General features: G+C 57.1%; 10 protein-coding genes and 1 pseudogene. 3 read left to right on the plus strand and 8 right to left on the minus strand.

The window, feature by feature from the left end; translation table 11 throughout:
- Positions 1-101: 101 nt before the first annotated feature.
- Together A7D16_RS02550 and A7D16_RS02555 are read right to left on the minus strand one after the other, a co-directional pair.
- Positions 102-1259 (minus strand): hypothetical protein, encoded by a 1158-nt coding sequence (locus tag A7D16_RS02550; RefSeq protein ID WP_064629535.1) that lies wholly within the window; start codon positions 1257-1259, stop codon positions 102-104.
- Positions 1260-1688: 429 nt separating this feature from the next.
- Positions 1689-1931: a helix-turn-helix domain-containing protein gene (locus tag A7D16_RS02555; RefSeq protein WP_064629608.1), complete on the minus strand. Its 243-nt coding sequence runs from the start codon at positions 1929-1931 to the stop codon at positions 1689-1691.
- Positions 1932-2392: 461 nt separating this feature from the next.
- On the opposite strand from A7D16_RS02555, the gene A7D16_RS22850 reads away from it, so the two are divergent.
- On the plus strand, positions 2393-2860 hold the full coding sequence (locus tag A7D16_RS22850; RefSeq protein ID WP_100097271.1) for a hypothetical protein: 468 nt from the start codon (positions 2393-2395) through the stop codon (positions 2858-2860).
- 93 nt (positions 2861-2953) lie between these two features.
- Positions 2954-3223, plus strand: coding sequence for a BPSL0761 family protein (locus A7D16_RS24275; RefSeq protein WP_283161835.1), 270 nt, complete (start codon positions 2954-2956; stop codon positions 3221-3223).
- A gap of 146 nt (positions 3224-3369) precedes the next feature.
- Here the strand turns inward: A7D16_RS24275 and A7D16_RS24375 are convergent.
- Positions 3370-3844: pseudogene (locus tag A7D16_RS24375) on the minus strand (IS5/IS1182 family transposase); the annotation flags it as partial.
- 254 nt (positions 3845-4098) lie between these two features.
- Between A7D16_RS24375 and A7D16_RS02565 the strand changes: the two are divergent.
- Positions 4099-5034: a hypothetical protein gene (locus A7D16_RS02565; RefSeq protein ID WP_064629539.1), complete on the plus strand. Its 936-nt coding sequence runs from the start codon at positions 4099-4101 to the stop codon at positions 5032-5034.
- 132 nt (positions 5035-5166) lie between these two features.
- Here the strand turns inward: A7D16_RS02565 and A7D16_RS02570 are convergent, their stop codons facing one another.
- Genes A7D16_RS02570 through A7D16_RS02590 form a run of 5 tightly spaced genes read right to left on the minus strand, consistent with a single transcriptional unit; the run spans position 5167 to position 14788 of the window.
- Positions 5167-7161, minus strand: coding sequence for a hypothetical protein (locus A7D16_RS02570; protein WP_153043113.1), 1995 nt, complete (start codon positions 7159-7161; stop codon positions 5167-5169).
- A gap of 2 nt (positions 7162-7163) precedes the next feature.
- Positions 7164-9542 carry an ATP-binding protein gene (locus A7D16_RS02575; protein ID WP_064629543.1) on the minus strand — a complete coding sequence of 793 codons (2379 nt, stop codon included), beginning with the start codon at positions 9540-9542 and terminating at the stop codon, positions 7164-7166.
- A 37-nt stretch (positions 9543-9579) separates the two neighbouring features.
- A complete protein-coding gene (locus tag A7D16_RS02580) occupies positions 9580-10380 on the minus strand; it encodes a phosphoadenosine phosphosulfate reductase family protein (protein WP_064629544.1) in 801 nt (266 codons plus the stop codon).
- Positions 10377-13862 carry a hypothetical protein gene (locus A7D16_RS02585; RefSeq protein WP_153043114.1) on the minus strand — a complete coding sequence of 1162 codons (3486 nt, stop codon included), beginning with the start codon at positions 13860-13862 and terminating at the stop codon, positions 10377-10379. The genes A7D16_RS02580 and A7D16_RS02585 overlap by 4 nt, the downstream gene beginning before the upstream one ends.
- The gene (locus A7D16_RS02590) at positions 13859-14788 is read right to left on the minus strand and encodes a DUF4007 family protein (RefSeq protein ID WP_064629547.1); all 930 of its coding nucleotides are present in this window, start codon (positions 14786-14788) and stop codon (positions 13859-13861) included. The genes A7D16_RS02585 and A7D16_RS02590 overlap by 4 nt, the downstream gene beginning before the upstream one ends.
- Between the last annotated feature and the right edge of the window lie 96 nt (positions 14789-14884).

The following is a 14884-nucleotide window of genomic DNA, read 5'->3' on the forward strand; positions in this document are numbered from 1 at the left end:
TCTAGTTATGGCTGGATCAAGTTTACGGGGAGTCGACAGCACGTCTACGCGAAAATGCGGGCAGCTCCCTTTAGCAGCGTCCCGCCCGTGACCGAATTTGATCAGGTTAGTTTGTAGCGCTCTTCGATTACCGCGAACAGCTGAGCGGCCTCTTCTTTGGCGCGACTGTTCTCCTCAATCGCGAGTGGCTCCAGCTTGATCCCGTCGTCGCCCGTGACATAACCTGGCCCTCCGATATCGTCGTCATACGGAGTACCGTCCTCGTTGGCCGCTTCATGCCGGTCTTGGCTCAGGTCCCCACCCAGCATCCGCGAGAGGTGCATCCAGATCCAAGCGCGGAACTGGGTCTCGCCCCGGCCTTCGATGAGCTCGCGCATGGCCGATACATCCCCATCGCGTGCGAGCACGGTCAGCCATTGGTAGGCCAGCTCGGGTCGACCATGCGTGTCGGCCAAGTCAACCATTTCGTACGGATCCGTTTCATCCGACGGCTCAAGCTCGAGCGCCCCAGGATCACCGTAGCGTTTCGCAGTGAGCAGCATCGCGCGCCTATCGCCGCCCCGTGCCGCAGCAAGGAGGTGGTAACGATGTTTAGCCACCAACTGAACGAATGGACCGATTGTATCCGTGGCAATCTCCGCGAAGCCCACTGGCTCGGTCAACCACTGACCACGCCGGCGCAGTTCGCGACCGAAGCGGCGGTCATCCTCGTCTGGCAGATCCCCATATGACTCAAGCATGTACGCGGTAGCAAGGTGCGCAGCGGCTATGCCGCGCGCCGCAGCCGCCTCCAATCCTTCGAGCAGCAAGGCGAGCTCGCCTAGTAGCGCATCATGCCCTTGCTGAATGCGGCTGATCAGTTCGGTCGAAACCCACTCGGCAACGACATCCGACCCCGCCTCATCCTTGTCCGCCCACTCGTCTTCATCGCTTGCGAGCGCGGCTATCAGCTCCTCAAAGCGCACCGGCGCGTAGCCGGATGAGTCAAGAAAGCTGACCAAGCCTTGGGCTGCTCGCTCCGCCTCCACGAGTGGCATCCCAAAGTGAAGACACCGATGGACGACTCTGTCTCTATCCGGCATGAGGCCAGTATCGCGCCAAGTTACATCGCACCACGCGGCCTGGTGATGGAACGCGGCATGAGTGGCAAATCCGGCGGCAGCCGCCAGCAGCTCATGGACTTGGCTGCGGGTAAGCGACGCGAAGCCCTGCGTCCGAAGGTACGCATGGGCATGAAACGCATATTGCTTGATGGTCATGACTCGTCCTCGACGGCCACGCAGATCCGGGTCAGGCGCACACGTTTAACTCCCCGGCAGCTGGCCAGAAGAAGAGTCGATCAAGGGATACGGCCTGTTTTTGCTCGTGTGCAAGCAAGGCGGGCGCCACGGCCAGTGTATGCCCTCTGCTACCTGGATTCCAAGGGCGCGCTAAAACTGCGTCGCGGGTTCACTGAGCCACCTTCCCTGACCTGGGTGACCTCGAAGAGGGCCGTCCAGCGAAGTCCTCTTGAAACTAACCATGTGTCATCACTTTAAAATTCATGAGACGAACATGAATTCGTGTGTCTGATTCGACATGGCAGTATTAATCTCGATGAAACATTGGGCCGCGTTGTTGTCCAGGAGATCCCTAAGTCTGGATTACCACACTACCCCGAGAAACGAAGGGGCCCGCCGGCAGCACCCTCAGGTGGGCGAAAAAAAAAGTTTGACGGCTTGCGACTCAGTCAGACCCAGGGTTGAAGTCAGCTGGAAGAACTCGATGACATCCAGCCGGCGAGCGCCAGCCTCAACCGCGGAGACGCGCTGCTGTGGCCAGCCCAATGCGCGGGCCACTTCACTCTGCGACAGCCCCAGCATCTCGCGGCGGTCCCGTAGCCGTTCCACCAGCTTTCGGTAGTCATCGCGATAAATGGTTTTGGATGCCACCGTCGTCACCGGGCTTGGACGACTGAGGAATCTATGACCCACCTACCGGTTACATGAAAAACATGTAGCCAAGGTAGAGGGCCGCTGGTAGCATCCTCGGCTTACTCGCGAGAGGTGCGATGGTATGTGCAGCCACTCAACCGACTCTGCCGCCCGCCGCCTGCGACTTGGTGCCCTATGCACAGTCGCTGGGCTTGGTACGCCTTGCCGCTTGGTACGCGCTTGAGCTATCTACTTCGAGCGAGGCGCCCTTCAGCACCGGAACAGCGCTAAGTCACTCGCTGCTAGGGCGGTTGGAGGATGCCGGAACGATACGGGTCTCCCAGAGCCCGAACCCAGGCATTCGGCGTTCGCTGTACGAGCCTTTGGCCTGGTTCTATCCCACTGACTGGGGCAGCCCGCATGATCTCCAAGTCAGACTCCACTCCACTTTGGTAGAGCTGGCTGCACGCCCCGATGCCTTGGACGCCAAGCTGGAGCTATGGGGCGAGCTGGCTCATGCCGAGATCGAAACCTACCTAACCCACTTACTACGTCGCCACACGCTAGAGCCCGCCGGTGCGCGCTTGATCATGCATGTGATGGCCGATGAGTGGGCAAATCACAGTTTGGCGCGCAAGCGCTACCTGGCGTGGTACGGAGCCCGGGGGGCAGCCGCTGCGTTCTTGCGAACGGGCATGAATCAAGAAGCGGCACGTAACGCGATGTTAGAGGAGATGCGCCGCCGAGCGCGTTGGCTCACTTCCCGATCGACCAGCAATACGCTGGCACGTGATGAGTACCGCTTTGTACCGGATCCAAATTGGAAGCGGCCTGTCCTTCTGGACGTCTTTTTGAGCATGTTGCTACCCGAGGGAACGTCGTATTGGTCCGATGTGCCAAAGCCCAAGCATGGGCCTCCGTCCACCGCAAACCAGACACTGCCATGAGTGAGGTTCGGATATGGGCCAGAAATCTACCCTAGGTCCGCACATCCGCAAGGGGCGGCAGCGGCCTACCCGAGAGGGAGTGATGAAATGACGATGCCAGTCGAGCGCACGCGCAACCTTATCCAGGCTGGGGCGTTTCTTAAAGAACTCTCGGCTAATGCGGCCGTGCCCAAAGCGGTCCGAACGGAGGCATACCGACTTCTGCGTCACTTTCCTTCAGTGTCGGACGTTGAAGCGATTGCGGCCAATGAGGCACATCTACTGCAAGTTACGGGGTCAAGGCTAGTACGGAACTATCTGGTCACCGCGTTCGATCCTGACTGGGTTCGCGGGTATAAGCGTGGTCCACACATCGGAGGCTAGTGATGATCTGATCAATGCAGTCGTAGGATGAGACAAACCGTGTCGGCCACGCTGGCGGTGCTCAAACATTCATTGTTTGCAGTTTTAGGGGTTTTTTCCCGTGTTAAAGGCGCACCTTTCCAACGGCACGCAGTGATTGCTTGTGGTTAAGCACAGATTCGCCACGCAAACAGCATCAGCATATCCGCGGTGCTCTCGGCCAAGCCATGATAGTGCACGTTGACATAGCCGAACTGGCGCTTGATTACCCGAAATTAATGTTCCCCTTCGCCGTCGGGCTGGCCTTTTTGTGCTCCCAATGCTCAACGAACTCCAATTCGCGCTTGTTCTTGATCTACTTGAGCTTGGAGGGCTTCTACGCGATCAGGTAACGTAGCTTGGGCTTCATCTTCGCGCGCCTGTCCATCCAGGTATAGCCGCTCGCACTCTCCCTGCCATGCAGCGGTACGCACATCCTGAATGATGTTCGCCACATTAGCCGACCTGCATTCGGCAGTGCACCAGGCCGAACTCATCTTCCACCCATGTGCGCCTTCGTCCCGAAGTGATACTGGTTGTCTTCTTGATTTGGTGCATCTGTTGATCGCGCTCGCCATCCTTTGTCTCTTGACCAGACTGGGCGCGACAATGGTCAGGAGTGATCGGCAGGTCAGGGCGATTCACTCTTGAGGGAGGCGCCCTTGTTGGTACCGCCGTATCCAAGGCGGCAATTGGCATTGGTCTATGGGCCGCTGATTGCTTGCTTCGAGTACGACACACACAATATACGGCTACCGGTCAGCTAGGGTTGCTGGCCGAGCGACTGTTGCTGGGGCTTGATTGTGACTGGTACCTGGCTGCAGCAATCTCGTATTGGTGCTCAAGGACGTTCCATCATGGTGACCATTGCTAGCTCACGCCTACCACCCCCAAGGTCCTGGAGCGCTTTCGAGGACATCTGCCGCGACGCGTTCGGCGTACGCTGGTCGAACCCAAACCTGTCCAGACACGGCCGTCAAGGCCAACCGCAGCATGGCGTCGATATATACGGCCAAGACCACGCCGGCAACTTGGTAGCCATCCAGTGCAAGAACACCAGCAATCCCATCTCTTCGGCAATGGTGGCTGCCGAGGTAGCGAATGCGGAGAAGTTCACTCCGTCCATCACCATGTTCTACCTCGCCTCGACCTGCGATACCAACGCGACACTTCAAGAGTATGTGCGGACGCTGTCTATGGCCCGGGTTTCACAGGGCAAGTTCGGCGTTGAGATCGTGTTCTGGCCAGACATTGTGCAGGATCTGGCGCGAAAACCTGAGCTTGCTGCCAAGCACTATCCCCAGCACTTTCCACTATGGAAAGTCACGCCCGTAGATACTCAGCATGATCGGGATGTACGGAACCTCACGCAGTTGCTGAATGTTATTGACCTCCCATCCGTGATCGAATATCTCACTTGGGGCGCAAAGTACATTCACTTTTCCGTTGAGGAGCATCTAAACCAAATTCTGGCTGTTCGACATAGTCCAGCTTTTGTCGTAAGCGATCTGACGCTCCTGTCTGCGATCGATCATCTTGTAGCGCAATGGTCTGAACTCCGTATGCGTATGGCCTTCGCTCAGTACGATCTACTCCCAAACAACATGCTGGTGTTTCATATGCTCGGTGACGGCTGCAGGTCGTCCGAAGAGACCAATATCTATGAGTCGATCGATGCTCAACTTGAAACGCTTGGGCATGCCATCGTAGCTTTCAGCCGGCATGTGCAGGTGCACTACCCGGAAATCGATCTGGCCATTACCAGTCGAGAGGCCGGACGCCTATACACCTGACCGCTGCAATACCAATGGCGTACAGGCGCCGACTTAAAACATGTGGCCGAAGATGCGCTGAGCGCAGTATGGGCAAAAATGCATCGGGAGTGCTCACACCCTACGCTCGTGCGAAGCCATTGCACCAATTTACTACGGAAGTTTGGTGAAACGGACAACGAAGTATGCCTCCTGACCATCCGCTACACTGCCCCCACCCGTGACAGAACGATAGAAGCATTTGTTCCGTCCATCGGCATAAGCGATGTATTTGCGCTTAGGTGATCTAATCCTCCCGTCATCCAGCGGGTACACGCTAAAATCCTCAATGTTCCTCGCTGACTTGTCTGCAACGTAGTAGACCAGGCGCTTATCCAGATTCTTCAGAACCTCCAACTCGCGAATGACCGCCTTGAGCTTTTTGTCTTTGGTCTTCTGACCCAGGTCTGCGATGGCATCGCGGAAGCGCATCACGGTAGGATCAGAAACAACAAAGGTAAAGCGCTTCTTATCCTCCGATTGGTAGACCGCGGCACAGATGCTGGATTTCACTTCCGCCTTATCCAACGATGCCCACTTATCTCCGTTGCGATAAAGCAACTCAATCCCGAATGGAACCAGCTCACTGGGAGCACGTTGGGTGCCGATCCTACTGAGATCGGCAGTAATGGCGTGCTGAACCTGTAGTGCGTAGAGCGGACGCAGACGGCCTACACGCTGCCATTTCGAATGACGGCCCCGGACATTCTTGATGTCTTTCGCCGACCAAGTAACAAGCTTTTTGATGTTCCAAGTTATTTCCAGCTGGGTACCTGCATCCACTGGATGCGGTATGACCAACGGCGCAATTCCACCCTTAAGGGAGGGAATAGGCGAGGTGATACTAAGCTTGGATACCTTCCCTTCGCATAACAGGATAGTGCGATCTTTGACGAGCACTTCCGGCCTAACTAGATCGCAAGCAGGGGTGGCAATGACTATTGCGGTCTTGGGAACAGTCCCCGTCTTGCAGTCGTCTGTCTTGAAGAAGACATCGCCCAAGTAGAAGAATCCGTCCTTCGGTCCCCGCTTGGCCTTGTCTTCACCCGCAAGACGTTCGCGGGCGTGCACTACATTGCCGGAATAAACCTTCCCAACCGAGGGCCGGAGCGCGAATCGTGAGCGCGGTAAATTATCTCGGTTCCAACTATCAATTTCATTGGAAAGTCCCCAGACACGACTGTCGGACTCCACTTCGTAGTTGAGGTACTCCAATGCAAGTTCTGAGACGTATACGCCAAGCGGAACCTTCTCGATGCCTGTGGTATTTGCCTGCAGCACCTTGTAGTCGGCGATATCGACGTCGAGAAAAGCGTTTTCCATTCGATCAGCTGCGTCCTTGATCGCATCAACGAAGCCATTGACAGCCGTGCGGAGCCCCCGCAGGTGCAGTAGAGTCAGCGCATAATTGCGCAGCAGCTCGTCAAGCCGTATTTCTTTCGCAATCAGAGATTTCTTGAGCGGCTCAAACTGTGAAACGAACAGCTTCGCCTGCTGACGGAAAGGTTCAGCCGTCTGCTCCAGAGGCTTATCAAGCGTCGACATCAAGAAAACAAAGCGATGTGCTCGGGGGTGTACCCGATCGATCCGTTGATACACATCAAGCGCATCCTCGACACCAATCTTGCCTCCGGCTGTATTGCGCAAATGTAGGTCCAAGAACAAGAGCTGCGCGTCCTTCGATCGCGTCAGATCGGCATCTACACCATAGGTGTCTACGGTAATGCCATGGGCTTCAAGACGCTCCTTGAGCAGTTCCACATCATTGAGCTTGGTTCGTTGGAGATCCAGGTAGGTCTCAAATGCGCGCTCTGCCGCTGGCGCGAAACGCGCGCGTTCGGTAAAAAGTACCCGAGTACCATCCAAGGAGGTCAGGTAGGCGATCAACTGCTGGTCCTGATCGACGTAATCAACCTCGGCTCCTTCCTCAAGCGGCACATTGGCCTGCAGAAGCTCGAGCAGAGCAGTGTACTGCGCCTCGTCCAAGTCGTTGATCACTGTATTGGCGCTTGCATTAGCTAGCGCTGTAGTCGGTGCAGGGTCGTATGCATCGTCAACAATGATGGCGTGTTGAATTCCTGCTTTAACAAATGCTTCGCTGACGTTCATGTCTAACGACTTTCCTTAAGCTCCAACTCAAAGATGTTGTACCGTCCATCTCGGACAGCCCCCTCATCGACAAGGGAGAGACTTCCACCAAGCATTTCGGCACTCTCCCTGGCGATGTACAGACCCAAACCTTTTCTGCGCGTCTCACTATCGGTGCGTGTCGAAAAGAACGCTTCAAACACGACGTTCACCCGCGGGCTCGGGATGCCCGGGCCATTATCCCAAAAGCGCAGCCGCGGGGGATTCTCCAGCATCTCGACATGGATCTCCGCTACGACATGTGGGTGTTCTTCACGCCAGACATCCAGCCAGTAGATAGAGTTATTGATGAGGTTCTCTAGGATCTGAACGACATTACCCTCCGAGACGAAGGCCATGATTGTCTTACCACTGGGAACATGGTTGACCAAGTTAACCTTATGCCTTTTGAACTGGGCCGAGTGCCCATCTAGAACATAGGCCGCAATCTGGGCTATGTCCTGCAAGCTGCGCCGTTGACGTGCGGGCACCGACAGCGGCTCCAATGCCGCTAGACGCTTTTTTATGACTCCAACCTGCTGCGACAGCGTTTTCAACGCTGCCAATGTTGAAGCATCAAGCGAACGCGACGGCACGGACTTAAGGGTCTTGAGCGTATCTTCAGTCGCACGTGCCAGTTCGTGAGCTACAACTTCCGTCATGAGGCCTATGCCCGCCAGTTGGGTGAGTCTCTCCTTTTGGCTTTCCACGGTCTCAATGTGGGCCACGGCACGCGCATGTGCATCCTTGATCTCCAAGAATGCATCCGTCACCTCTTGGAGCAACGACGCGTCTCCAGTGAACTCGCGCTGGATCGAACGCAAGGATGTCTTTGCCCGATTCTCCAGCGAGTCAACCGTGCTCACTTCCCTATGAGTGTCATAGTCCATGGCGGCCGCACTCTTCTGTGCGCGTGTTGCTTCAGTCAGGTAGGCCCGCCACCATTTCTCAATAACATTGTGCAGAATGCGGCCCAGCGCGACTTTCTCGGGTGTTTCGGTAAGACCTTGGCGATTGGTCTGGTCAATCAGCTGGGGATTTAGGAGGCGCCCAATTCGAACACGGCCGATGATCTGCTTAGTGTTCAGTTTATAGCCGCCGGAAGATAGTGCTTTTCGGTCAAGCTCAAGCCAGTCATCACCTTCGTCTCCATAAGGCAACACGCGGTAGCCATCGCGAAACAGGCAGATACCTGCCCAGGCATTCACCAGCATCCGGACTTCATTCCGATCACCCACGTTAGGCAATGCGCGCAGTCGCTGCCGATTAAACCAGTACAGATCAAAGCTGAAGTCACCTAGCCGCGACAGAACAACCGGCGGAAGTCCAAGATCCTTGAGTCCTGCCATTGAATAAAGATCTGTTCTATCAAATTGCTGGGCCGTCTTGGGTCCTTCATAAAGAGAACTCTCCAACTCAATCGCCAGGCTCGGAACACCCTCAACGTCAACCGAAAACTTACCGGTGCAGCGCGCATGCGCCTGAGATAGAAGGTCGCCGGAGACCGTCCGCATCTTCTCGATTGCCTGTCCATTGAAGGACAAACGAATCTGGAACCTGCGGCCATCCCATGAGAACGGGTCTAGCATGCGAGCGATCTGGGTCGCAGCAATCCTCTCCAGCGCAGTGACGGACCAGCTTGAGCGCAAATCAGAGATAATTATGTTGGTGAACTGCTCACCTTTGGCCTTAGGCCCGTCAACGGTTGGCTCAATGAGCACCGATGATGCAGGTTTGTCGTAGGCGTCCTCAAATAGCTGCCAGTCAATTTGCAGCAGGTTGATATGCGTATCTTCGACCGTGGCCGTCTCAATCCTGACTTTTTTTCCGAGCCGCATCACCGAAAGCCGACCAACGCCCTTCTCACCCAGGTAGGGAGATACAGTCTCGCCGCGCTCTTGCGCAAGCCTAACTTGCTTGGCGCGGCTGGTGGTCCCAATTGACAAATAAATGTCGCGGAGATCGTCTACCGTCATGCCCTCACCCGTATCACTGACCGTGATGGTGTTGCAGGCTCGGTAGGCCTCTTTTGCAGCCTCTAGTAGGCCCTTGAGGTTGGCGGACTTATTTATCGTGCTTCGGAAAAGTTTCAGGTTTTCTTCGGGCGCTGTAGGGAGCACCGCGTTGAGAAGAGCACTACGGACACGCTCCATACGCTGCGCGTCCGAGCCCAATTCGTCCGCAAGTGCGATGGCGTGGCTATAGTCGGATTCGCGAATGACGATGGCGAATGTAATCGAGACGCCAGTCTTGGAGCGAGCATCGATCGAATTCTTGATCAGCTCATAGAGGGCGACCGCATCCGATGATATGAGCTCTGATCCGAGCTGCAGTATGGTACGTGCGCTGATCTTGAATGCCATTATCCCCGTCTCTGGCAGTAGAATCGATACTGACTAATTACACCGTGCACACAACGCAGCCGTCATCTGTAACGGGCTCTCGCTGGGCGCGAAAGATATCGGCCAAGGACATATTGTCCTTAGATCCCGTGCGGGCCGAACGCACCAGTGCGTCCGCCTTGATCTGCGCAACCCGGTCGGGCTTACGCAGGTCCTCAAGCTTTTCGCCGTTGGACCAGGTGAACAGATTGCCGGTCGGCTGGTACTCCTTTTCGTATTCGGCAGCCTCATCAAACAGGTCCGGATAGGTCTCTAGAAGACGAACCCATTCAATTTTCTGTTGGTAGAAGCAGAAAAAACAACCCGACCGCGTCCGTCCCCAACGGGTATAAGGCGGCATACCTACGCCTGACTGGTGCAGGATGCGTACGATGTCGGCGTACACTAGCCCGTCCTCGATGAATGGATAGGCTGGTGTGATGTTGGGCTTGGTGCTGATGTAGCCCTGCCGGTCTTCGTCGGCCCGGATGCCGACGTAGTTCACCACCGGATCGGTGCCGACGTAGACCTCAAACGGCTTGAGCTTGAGCATCTTGGTGCACCAGCGCCGGTGGTTGGACGGAATCATCCCACCGTACAATTGATACCAATGATCGAAGCCCTTATCGGCATTGAGCTTGGTGACCGGACGCCCCAGGTAGTCACCGATACGATCCAGATACTCGTAGGTCTCAGGCAGTTCCTTGCCGGTGTCGTTGAAGATGTACTCCATATTCGACACGCGATCACGCATGTACAGCGCCAGTGCGGCACTGTCCTTGCCACCGGAGAGACTCAGGATGTGGCGGGGCTCACTCATGCTGCCTCCTCGGGGGTAACAGAAAGTTCAACGGAGTACTCGAGCAGCAAACGTGCCAGTGCATAGGCAGGCACGGGAAACCGGGCAAGTGCAGCACGCAGATCGTCCATTTGCTCCGCGGGCATCAAGCCTTGAGCATCCGCAGGCACGGTGACAAAGCGTTCCCGGCCCTTTTGGTCCACGACATGGACGGCCACCACGGTGTGATCCGGGCCCGAGCGCTTGCCTGTCAACTTAGCCAAAGCTACGACGCGGGTCAAAAGCGTGTAGACACGGCGCAGCTCGGCACGGAAACGCAGCAGCGTGTCGTCGTGCCAGGTCTCCAGGCTACGACCGCCCAGCAGGCTGGCCAAGGAATCGATCCATTGGGCCTCGCTGCGCTGGCCGTCACCGCTACGCTGGATGAAAGCCTTCAATGCGTAATCGACCACTTCGTCCTGGGCCTTGTCGGCCAGGGCGATAACATGCGAGCGCACCGTCGCCGGATCGCGCACGCCGACTTCCTCGGCCATTACCTTGAGGATGTCCGCGCGCATTACGTTCAAGCGATCGCTACCGGCCCGCAGCAGGCCTTCCACTCGGCCACGAAGCAGCTGCAGATTGAGCTTGGAGCCAGCATCGATGGGACGCGCCTGCTTTAGCACGCCCAAGGCCAATGGCAGACCGACGGTCAGTAGCTCTACCGGATCGCTGGACTTGCCCAGCAGCGCCAACGCCGCACGGTGGGTCACATCCAGATCGGTAGTATTGAGGGTGTGCTCCGGCAAGCTGAGATACCACTCGTACAAGCGACGCGTAAGCTCAGGCACCGTGGCAGTTAAAGCATCACCCGGCACCTGCGCGGAAAGGACATCGCGATAGACCTCCAGAGCTGCCAGCGTCGTGGACTGGGCGTGCACCATGTGCAACTCAAACGTCTCCGGACGTTTGACCAGGCGCGCGATATGACTGTCTTCGAGCTGAGTGATGTATGTCCCGCGCTCGCGCAGGATGACGTTATGGCGTTGCACACACAAGAATGCACCGATCAACAGCAATGCAACGCTTTCCCTCATCCCGAAGGGGGAAGCAGCAAAATGCCTCAAGACTTCCTTGGCACTGACCAACCCCTTTTCTTCCAGCATGTCGTACAAGGCAGTCCAAGCCAGATGCCAGTCACTCCCGCGTACGGGCTGTTGGAAGGTCCACTGGCCATTGCGCACAGTGTGTAGACCGGAATCCTTCAGCACGGACAAGTAGATCGCCTTCTCCGGCGGCGTCTGCTCGATCCCCAGATTCTCCACATGGGCGTGACTGAACATACGCTCGAGCAGGCGCTGGCGTGCCGCGGCGGCCGCACTCGACACAACATTGCGATTGATGAGCTCGTTTCGCACTTTGGGCGACTGGGCAAAGCGATGATCGAATATCTGCGACAGCTGCCGATTGAGCTCGCGACCGTCCACCACGTCGAGCGCAACACCCGCATGCCACCAACTGGCGTCCCGGCTGCCTTGGGTGGGCGATCGTAGGTCGGCAAGCCTGTGCACCAGCGCAGCGGTCAAGCGATGCACGGATTGACGCACTTCATTACGTGCGTAGCTGTCTACGCGCAGATCTGTGCATTCGCGCTCGAGTCGATTCCACGCCGACAACTCGTCGGCTAACTCAAGGTCATCTTCGGTGATCCGCCGCAGGGCAAGCAACCGCCCTTCAGGTGCAGTCACACTCAGTTCCTTCAGCCGCTTGGCCACGGCCTTGTATTCCTGATCGGGGTAGCACGGCACTACCAGGATCTCGCCATCGCTGCTCAGCGGTGCAGATGCCAGCTTGGAAACGTCATTCAGGTCTTCGACCAACTGCACATGCGCCGTGCGTAACGTACCGGTGGTCAAATAGTGCCGGTGGGCAACGACAGGGCGCGGGAACGGCAGCAAATCGATGAGATTGCCCAGGTGCGTGAGCGCAGGCATGGTCTTCCGCACGCGTGCCAGCTCACTGGCTACGTCGACACTGCTCTGAGGCCACAGGCACAACTCCTGTGTGGCCGGACGCACGTATAGCAGTGACTTCTGCACCAGCTTGGCGATGGCATCTAGCACGACTTTCGAATCGACCTGATCCGCGACAGCGAAAGCGACCAGTTCGGCGGTGATGGAAATGCCTGACTGCGGCTCCAGCAGATTGAGCAAGCCCACTGTCTTGAGGCATTGCACTTCAGCCTCTTCATACACCGGCGCTGCGCGGAGAACTTCCTGCAGCAGCGCCCAGCGCTTGAGCCGGTCTTCGTCGAGCGTGCGAAGCGAGCCCTGTGCCAGCATCCAGTCGCACAGATCATGGACGCGATACCAGCTATCGGCTGCCAGCCGGCGACGACCAATGAAGTCTTGCAGCGCAAAAGGTTCTGAGGCGAGCAGGAACGAGAACGTGGAGCGCTCGTTCTGGCCGAAACGCCGGAACAGCGCTACCGCGCTGGCGAGCGCCATCGGATGAAAGGGATATAGACGCCCAGTTTCAGCGATGCCACCAGGTAGGAGACCGGATTCCAACACTCCCAGCTTGACCGCTTGCGTGTAGAGCGCACCTGCCTGGGCGACAATGCCGGCGCGCTTGTAAGCACTCGCATCTGATTCCATGGCCTGCGCGACCAGTCGCGTTGTGCTCTCGAACGACTGCGCGAAGGTAATGTCTTCGAACCGCTCGGCGACCTTGGCCCACTCCAAGCCTGAGCGCTTGTCGCGCCGCCCGGCCGCATAATCCTCAAAGCGCTGATGCAGGATGCCGACAATGGCGACCGGAATGTCGCGAACCCGGCCTCCACATTCCTCTGCCAAAGCTTGAAAGAAGGAGGCATCGATATCAGTTTCCGGATCAGCCGCATATTCGAGCCAGCGGCCCATCTCGTCGACGACTAACAGCAAGCCTTCAGCTGCGTTGACACCGCCGGCAAGGAAGCTGCGCGTTTCGGTCAACAACGCAAGCACCGCAGCCGGTGTCTTCTGTCCTTTTTCGCGAGCCACGATGTATGCCGTGAGTCGGTTGACCAACTGCTTCTGCGTCGGACTGCTACGCCGCTGATTCACGAGCTCCAACAGAGCATTCGCCAACGCGATGCTTGCATCGTCGCGCGTGCCGGTGATGACAATTACTTCGTAGCGCGGCAACTTCTTGGCCAGCGCCAATAGCTCTGGGCCCGCTTCATCAAGCAACCGACCCACCGCCGAACGCTTGTTGATTGGGTGAGTAAACAGGTTGGCCAGGAACAGACCGAACGCAGATTTTCCGCCACCGTAGCTGCCTGTAATTCGCCAAGCACGCTGGGACGAGCTGACCATCAGGCCCTGGCACAAGCGGGACATGGCATGACGAATACTATCCGTCATCAGATATCCGCTCAGCGCGTCGGCATCGTTCAAATCACGCCCAATATTGACGGCACGGACGTAACGACTACGTACCGATAGCGCGTCCTTGATAAAGGGAGGGGAAGAGAAGGTCTTCATACGTAGTTGATTGCAGCCTTGGCGCGGTGGACATCGGCGGTCTGAAGGACCACGGCGCGTCGTTCAATACTGTCGGCCAGCTGCAAAATGCCGCCCGAAACTTTTTCAGCCGCCTGTAGCAGTTGCCACAGGTTGCCTTCGTCCAAGCGCAAAGTCAGCCCAGGACTGGCGAAATCCGTAAGCAGGGCCCGCACAGCGATGGTCTTGTCGTGAGGCGCGCGTAGTTGCCAGTAGTCCAGTAGGATGCGAAGGAAAGTCACGGGACTAAGATGCCGCCACGGCCCCCGCGCAAATTCGATGACCTCATCTCGATCACCTGCCGGCGACAGTCTTACCAAGCCCAGCTCTTGAAGTGGACAGCCGAGACTTTCTTCCACCGTCTGCCCCGTTGTGACCAGGGGCGTGGCATAACAGCTCAGGAAGATGTCCACATGCTGACGGATGGTCGTCGTTGAGAGCTTCTTCTCCAGATCAGCGGCGCGGCGCTCCACACGCTGAAACAAAAAGCGGCGCAGGATTTCACGCTCAGGAATTTCGAAGAACGCCACTTCCCAAGCCGCCAGGTTGGCCGTGGCGGCTAGGCGCCAATGCAGCAGCCAAAGGCTGCCTACATCTTCCAGATAGGGATCTTCACCTTTGCGCGGATCCAGAAGCCAATGCGCAAACGGGGTAGGGGCCGGCGGCGAGCGGGCGCTATCGTCCATCAGGCCGAATGCCTGGGCCCAGAAACGCACGGATTTGACCATGTTACGGCCGATGCCCAGTTCGACCATGACCTCTTCGTCCTGGCGAATTAGCTCTGGACGGTGCGCCAACAAGTCATAAAACTTCGGCAGCCAACCATAACGGCAAGCGAACGACTCGTGACCGGAGAAGCGCTCCCCCGAGGCTTTCACCGGCAATCCCGGTGCAGCAACTTCAAGCATCTGATTTAAAAGCCTTTTTGTCGCGGCGTCCTGCCGAAAGAGCTTTGCCGCCTTAACGTGCAGTATTGATCGCTGACTCCTCGTGAGTCAATGCGG

Source organism: Xanthomonas nasturtii, from assembly GCF_001660815.1.
GTDB classification, from domain to species: domain Bacteria; phylum Pseudomonadota; class Gammaproteobacteria; order Xanthomonadales; family Xanthomonadaceae; genus Xanthomonas; species Xanthomonas nasturtii.

What these genes read in the sequence shown, in the direction of transcription:
- A7D16_RS02550 (WP_064629535.1), bottom strand. Translation starts at nt 1,259, where the DNA reads ATGACCATCAAGCAATATGCGTTTCATGCCCATGCGTACCTTCGGACG.
- A7D16_RS24275 (WP_283161835.1), top strand. Translation starts at nt 2,954, where the DNA reads ATGCCAGTCGAGCGCACGCGCAACCTTATCCAGGCTGGGGCGTTTCTT.
- A7D16_RS02565 (WP_064629539.1), top strand. Translation starts at nt 4,099, where the DNA reads ATGGTGACCATTGCTAGCTCACGCCTACCACCCCCAAGGTCCTGGAGC.
- A7D16_RS02570 (WP_153043113.1), bottom strand. Translation starts at nt 7,161, where the DNA reads ATGAACGTCAGCGAAGCATTTGTTAAAGCAGGAATTCAACACGCCATC.
- A7D16_RS02575 (WP_064629543.1), bottom strand. Translation starts at nt 9,542, where the DNA reads ATGGCATTCAAGATCAGCGCACGTACCATACTGCAGCTCGGATCAGAG.
- A7D16_RS02580 (WP_064629544.1), bottom strand. Translation starts at nt 10,380, where the DNA reads ATGAGTGAGCCCCGCCACATCCTGAGTCTCTCCGGTGGCAAGGACAGT.
- A7D16_RS02585 (WP_153043114.1), bottom strand. Translation starts at nt 13,862, where the DNA reads ATGAAGACCTTCTCTTCCCCTCCCTTTATCAAGGACGCGCTATCGGTA.
- A7D16_RS02590 (WP_064629547.1), bottom strand. Translation starts at nt 14,788, where the DNA reads ATGCTTGAAGTTGCTGCACCGGGATTGCCGGTGAAAGCCTCGGGGGAG.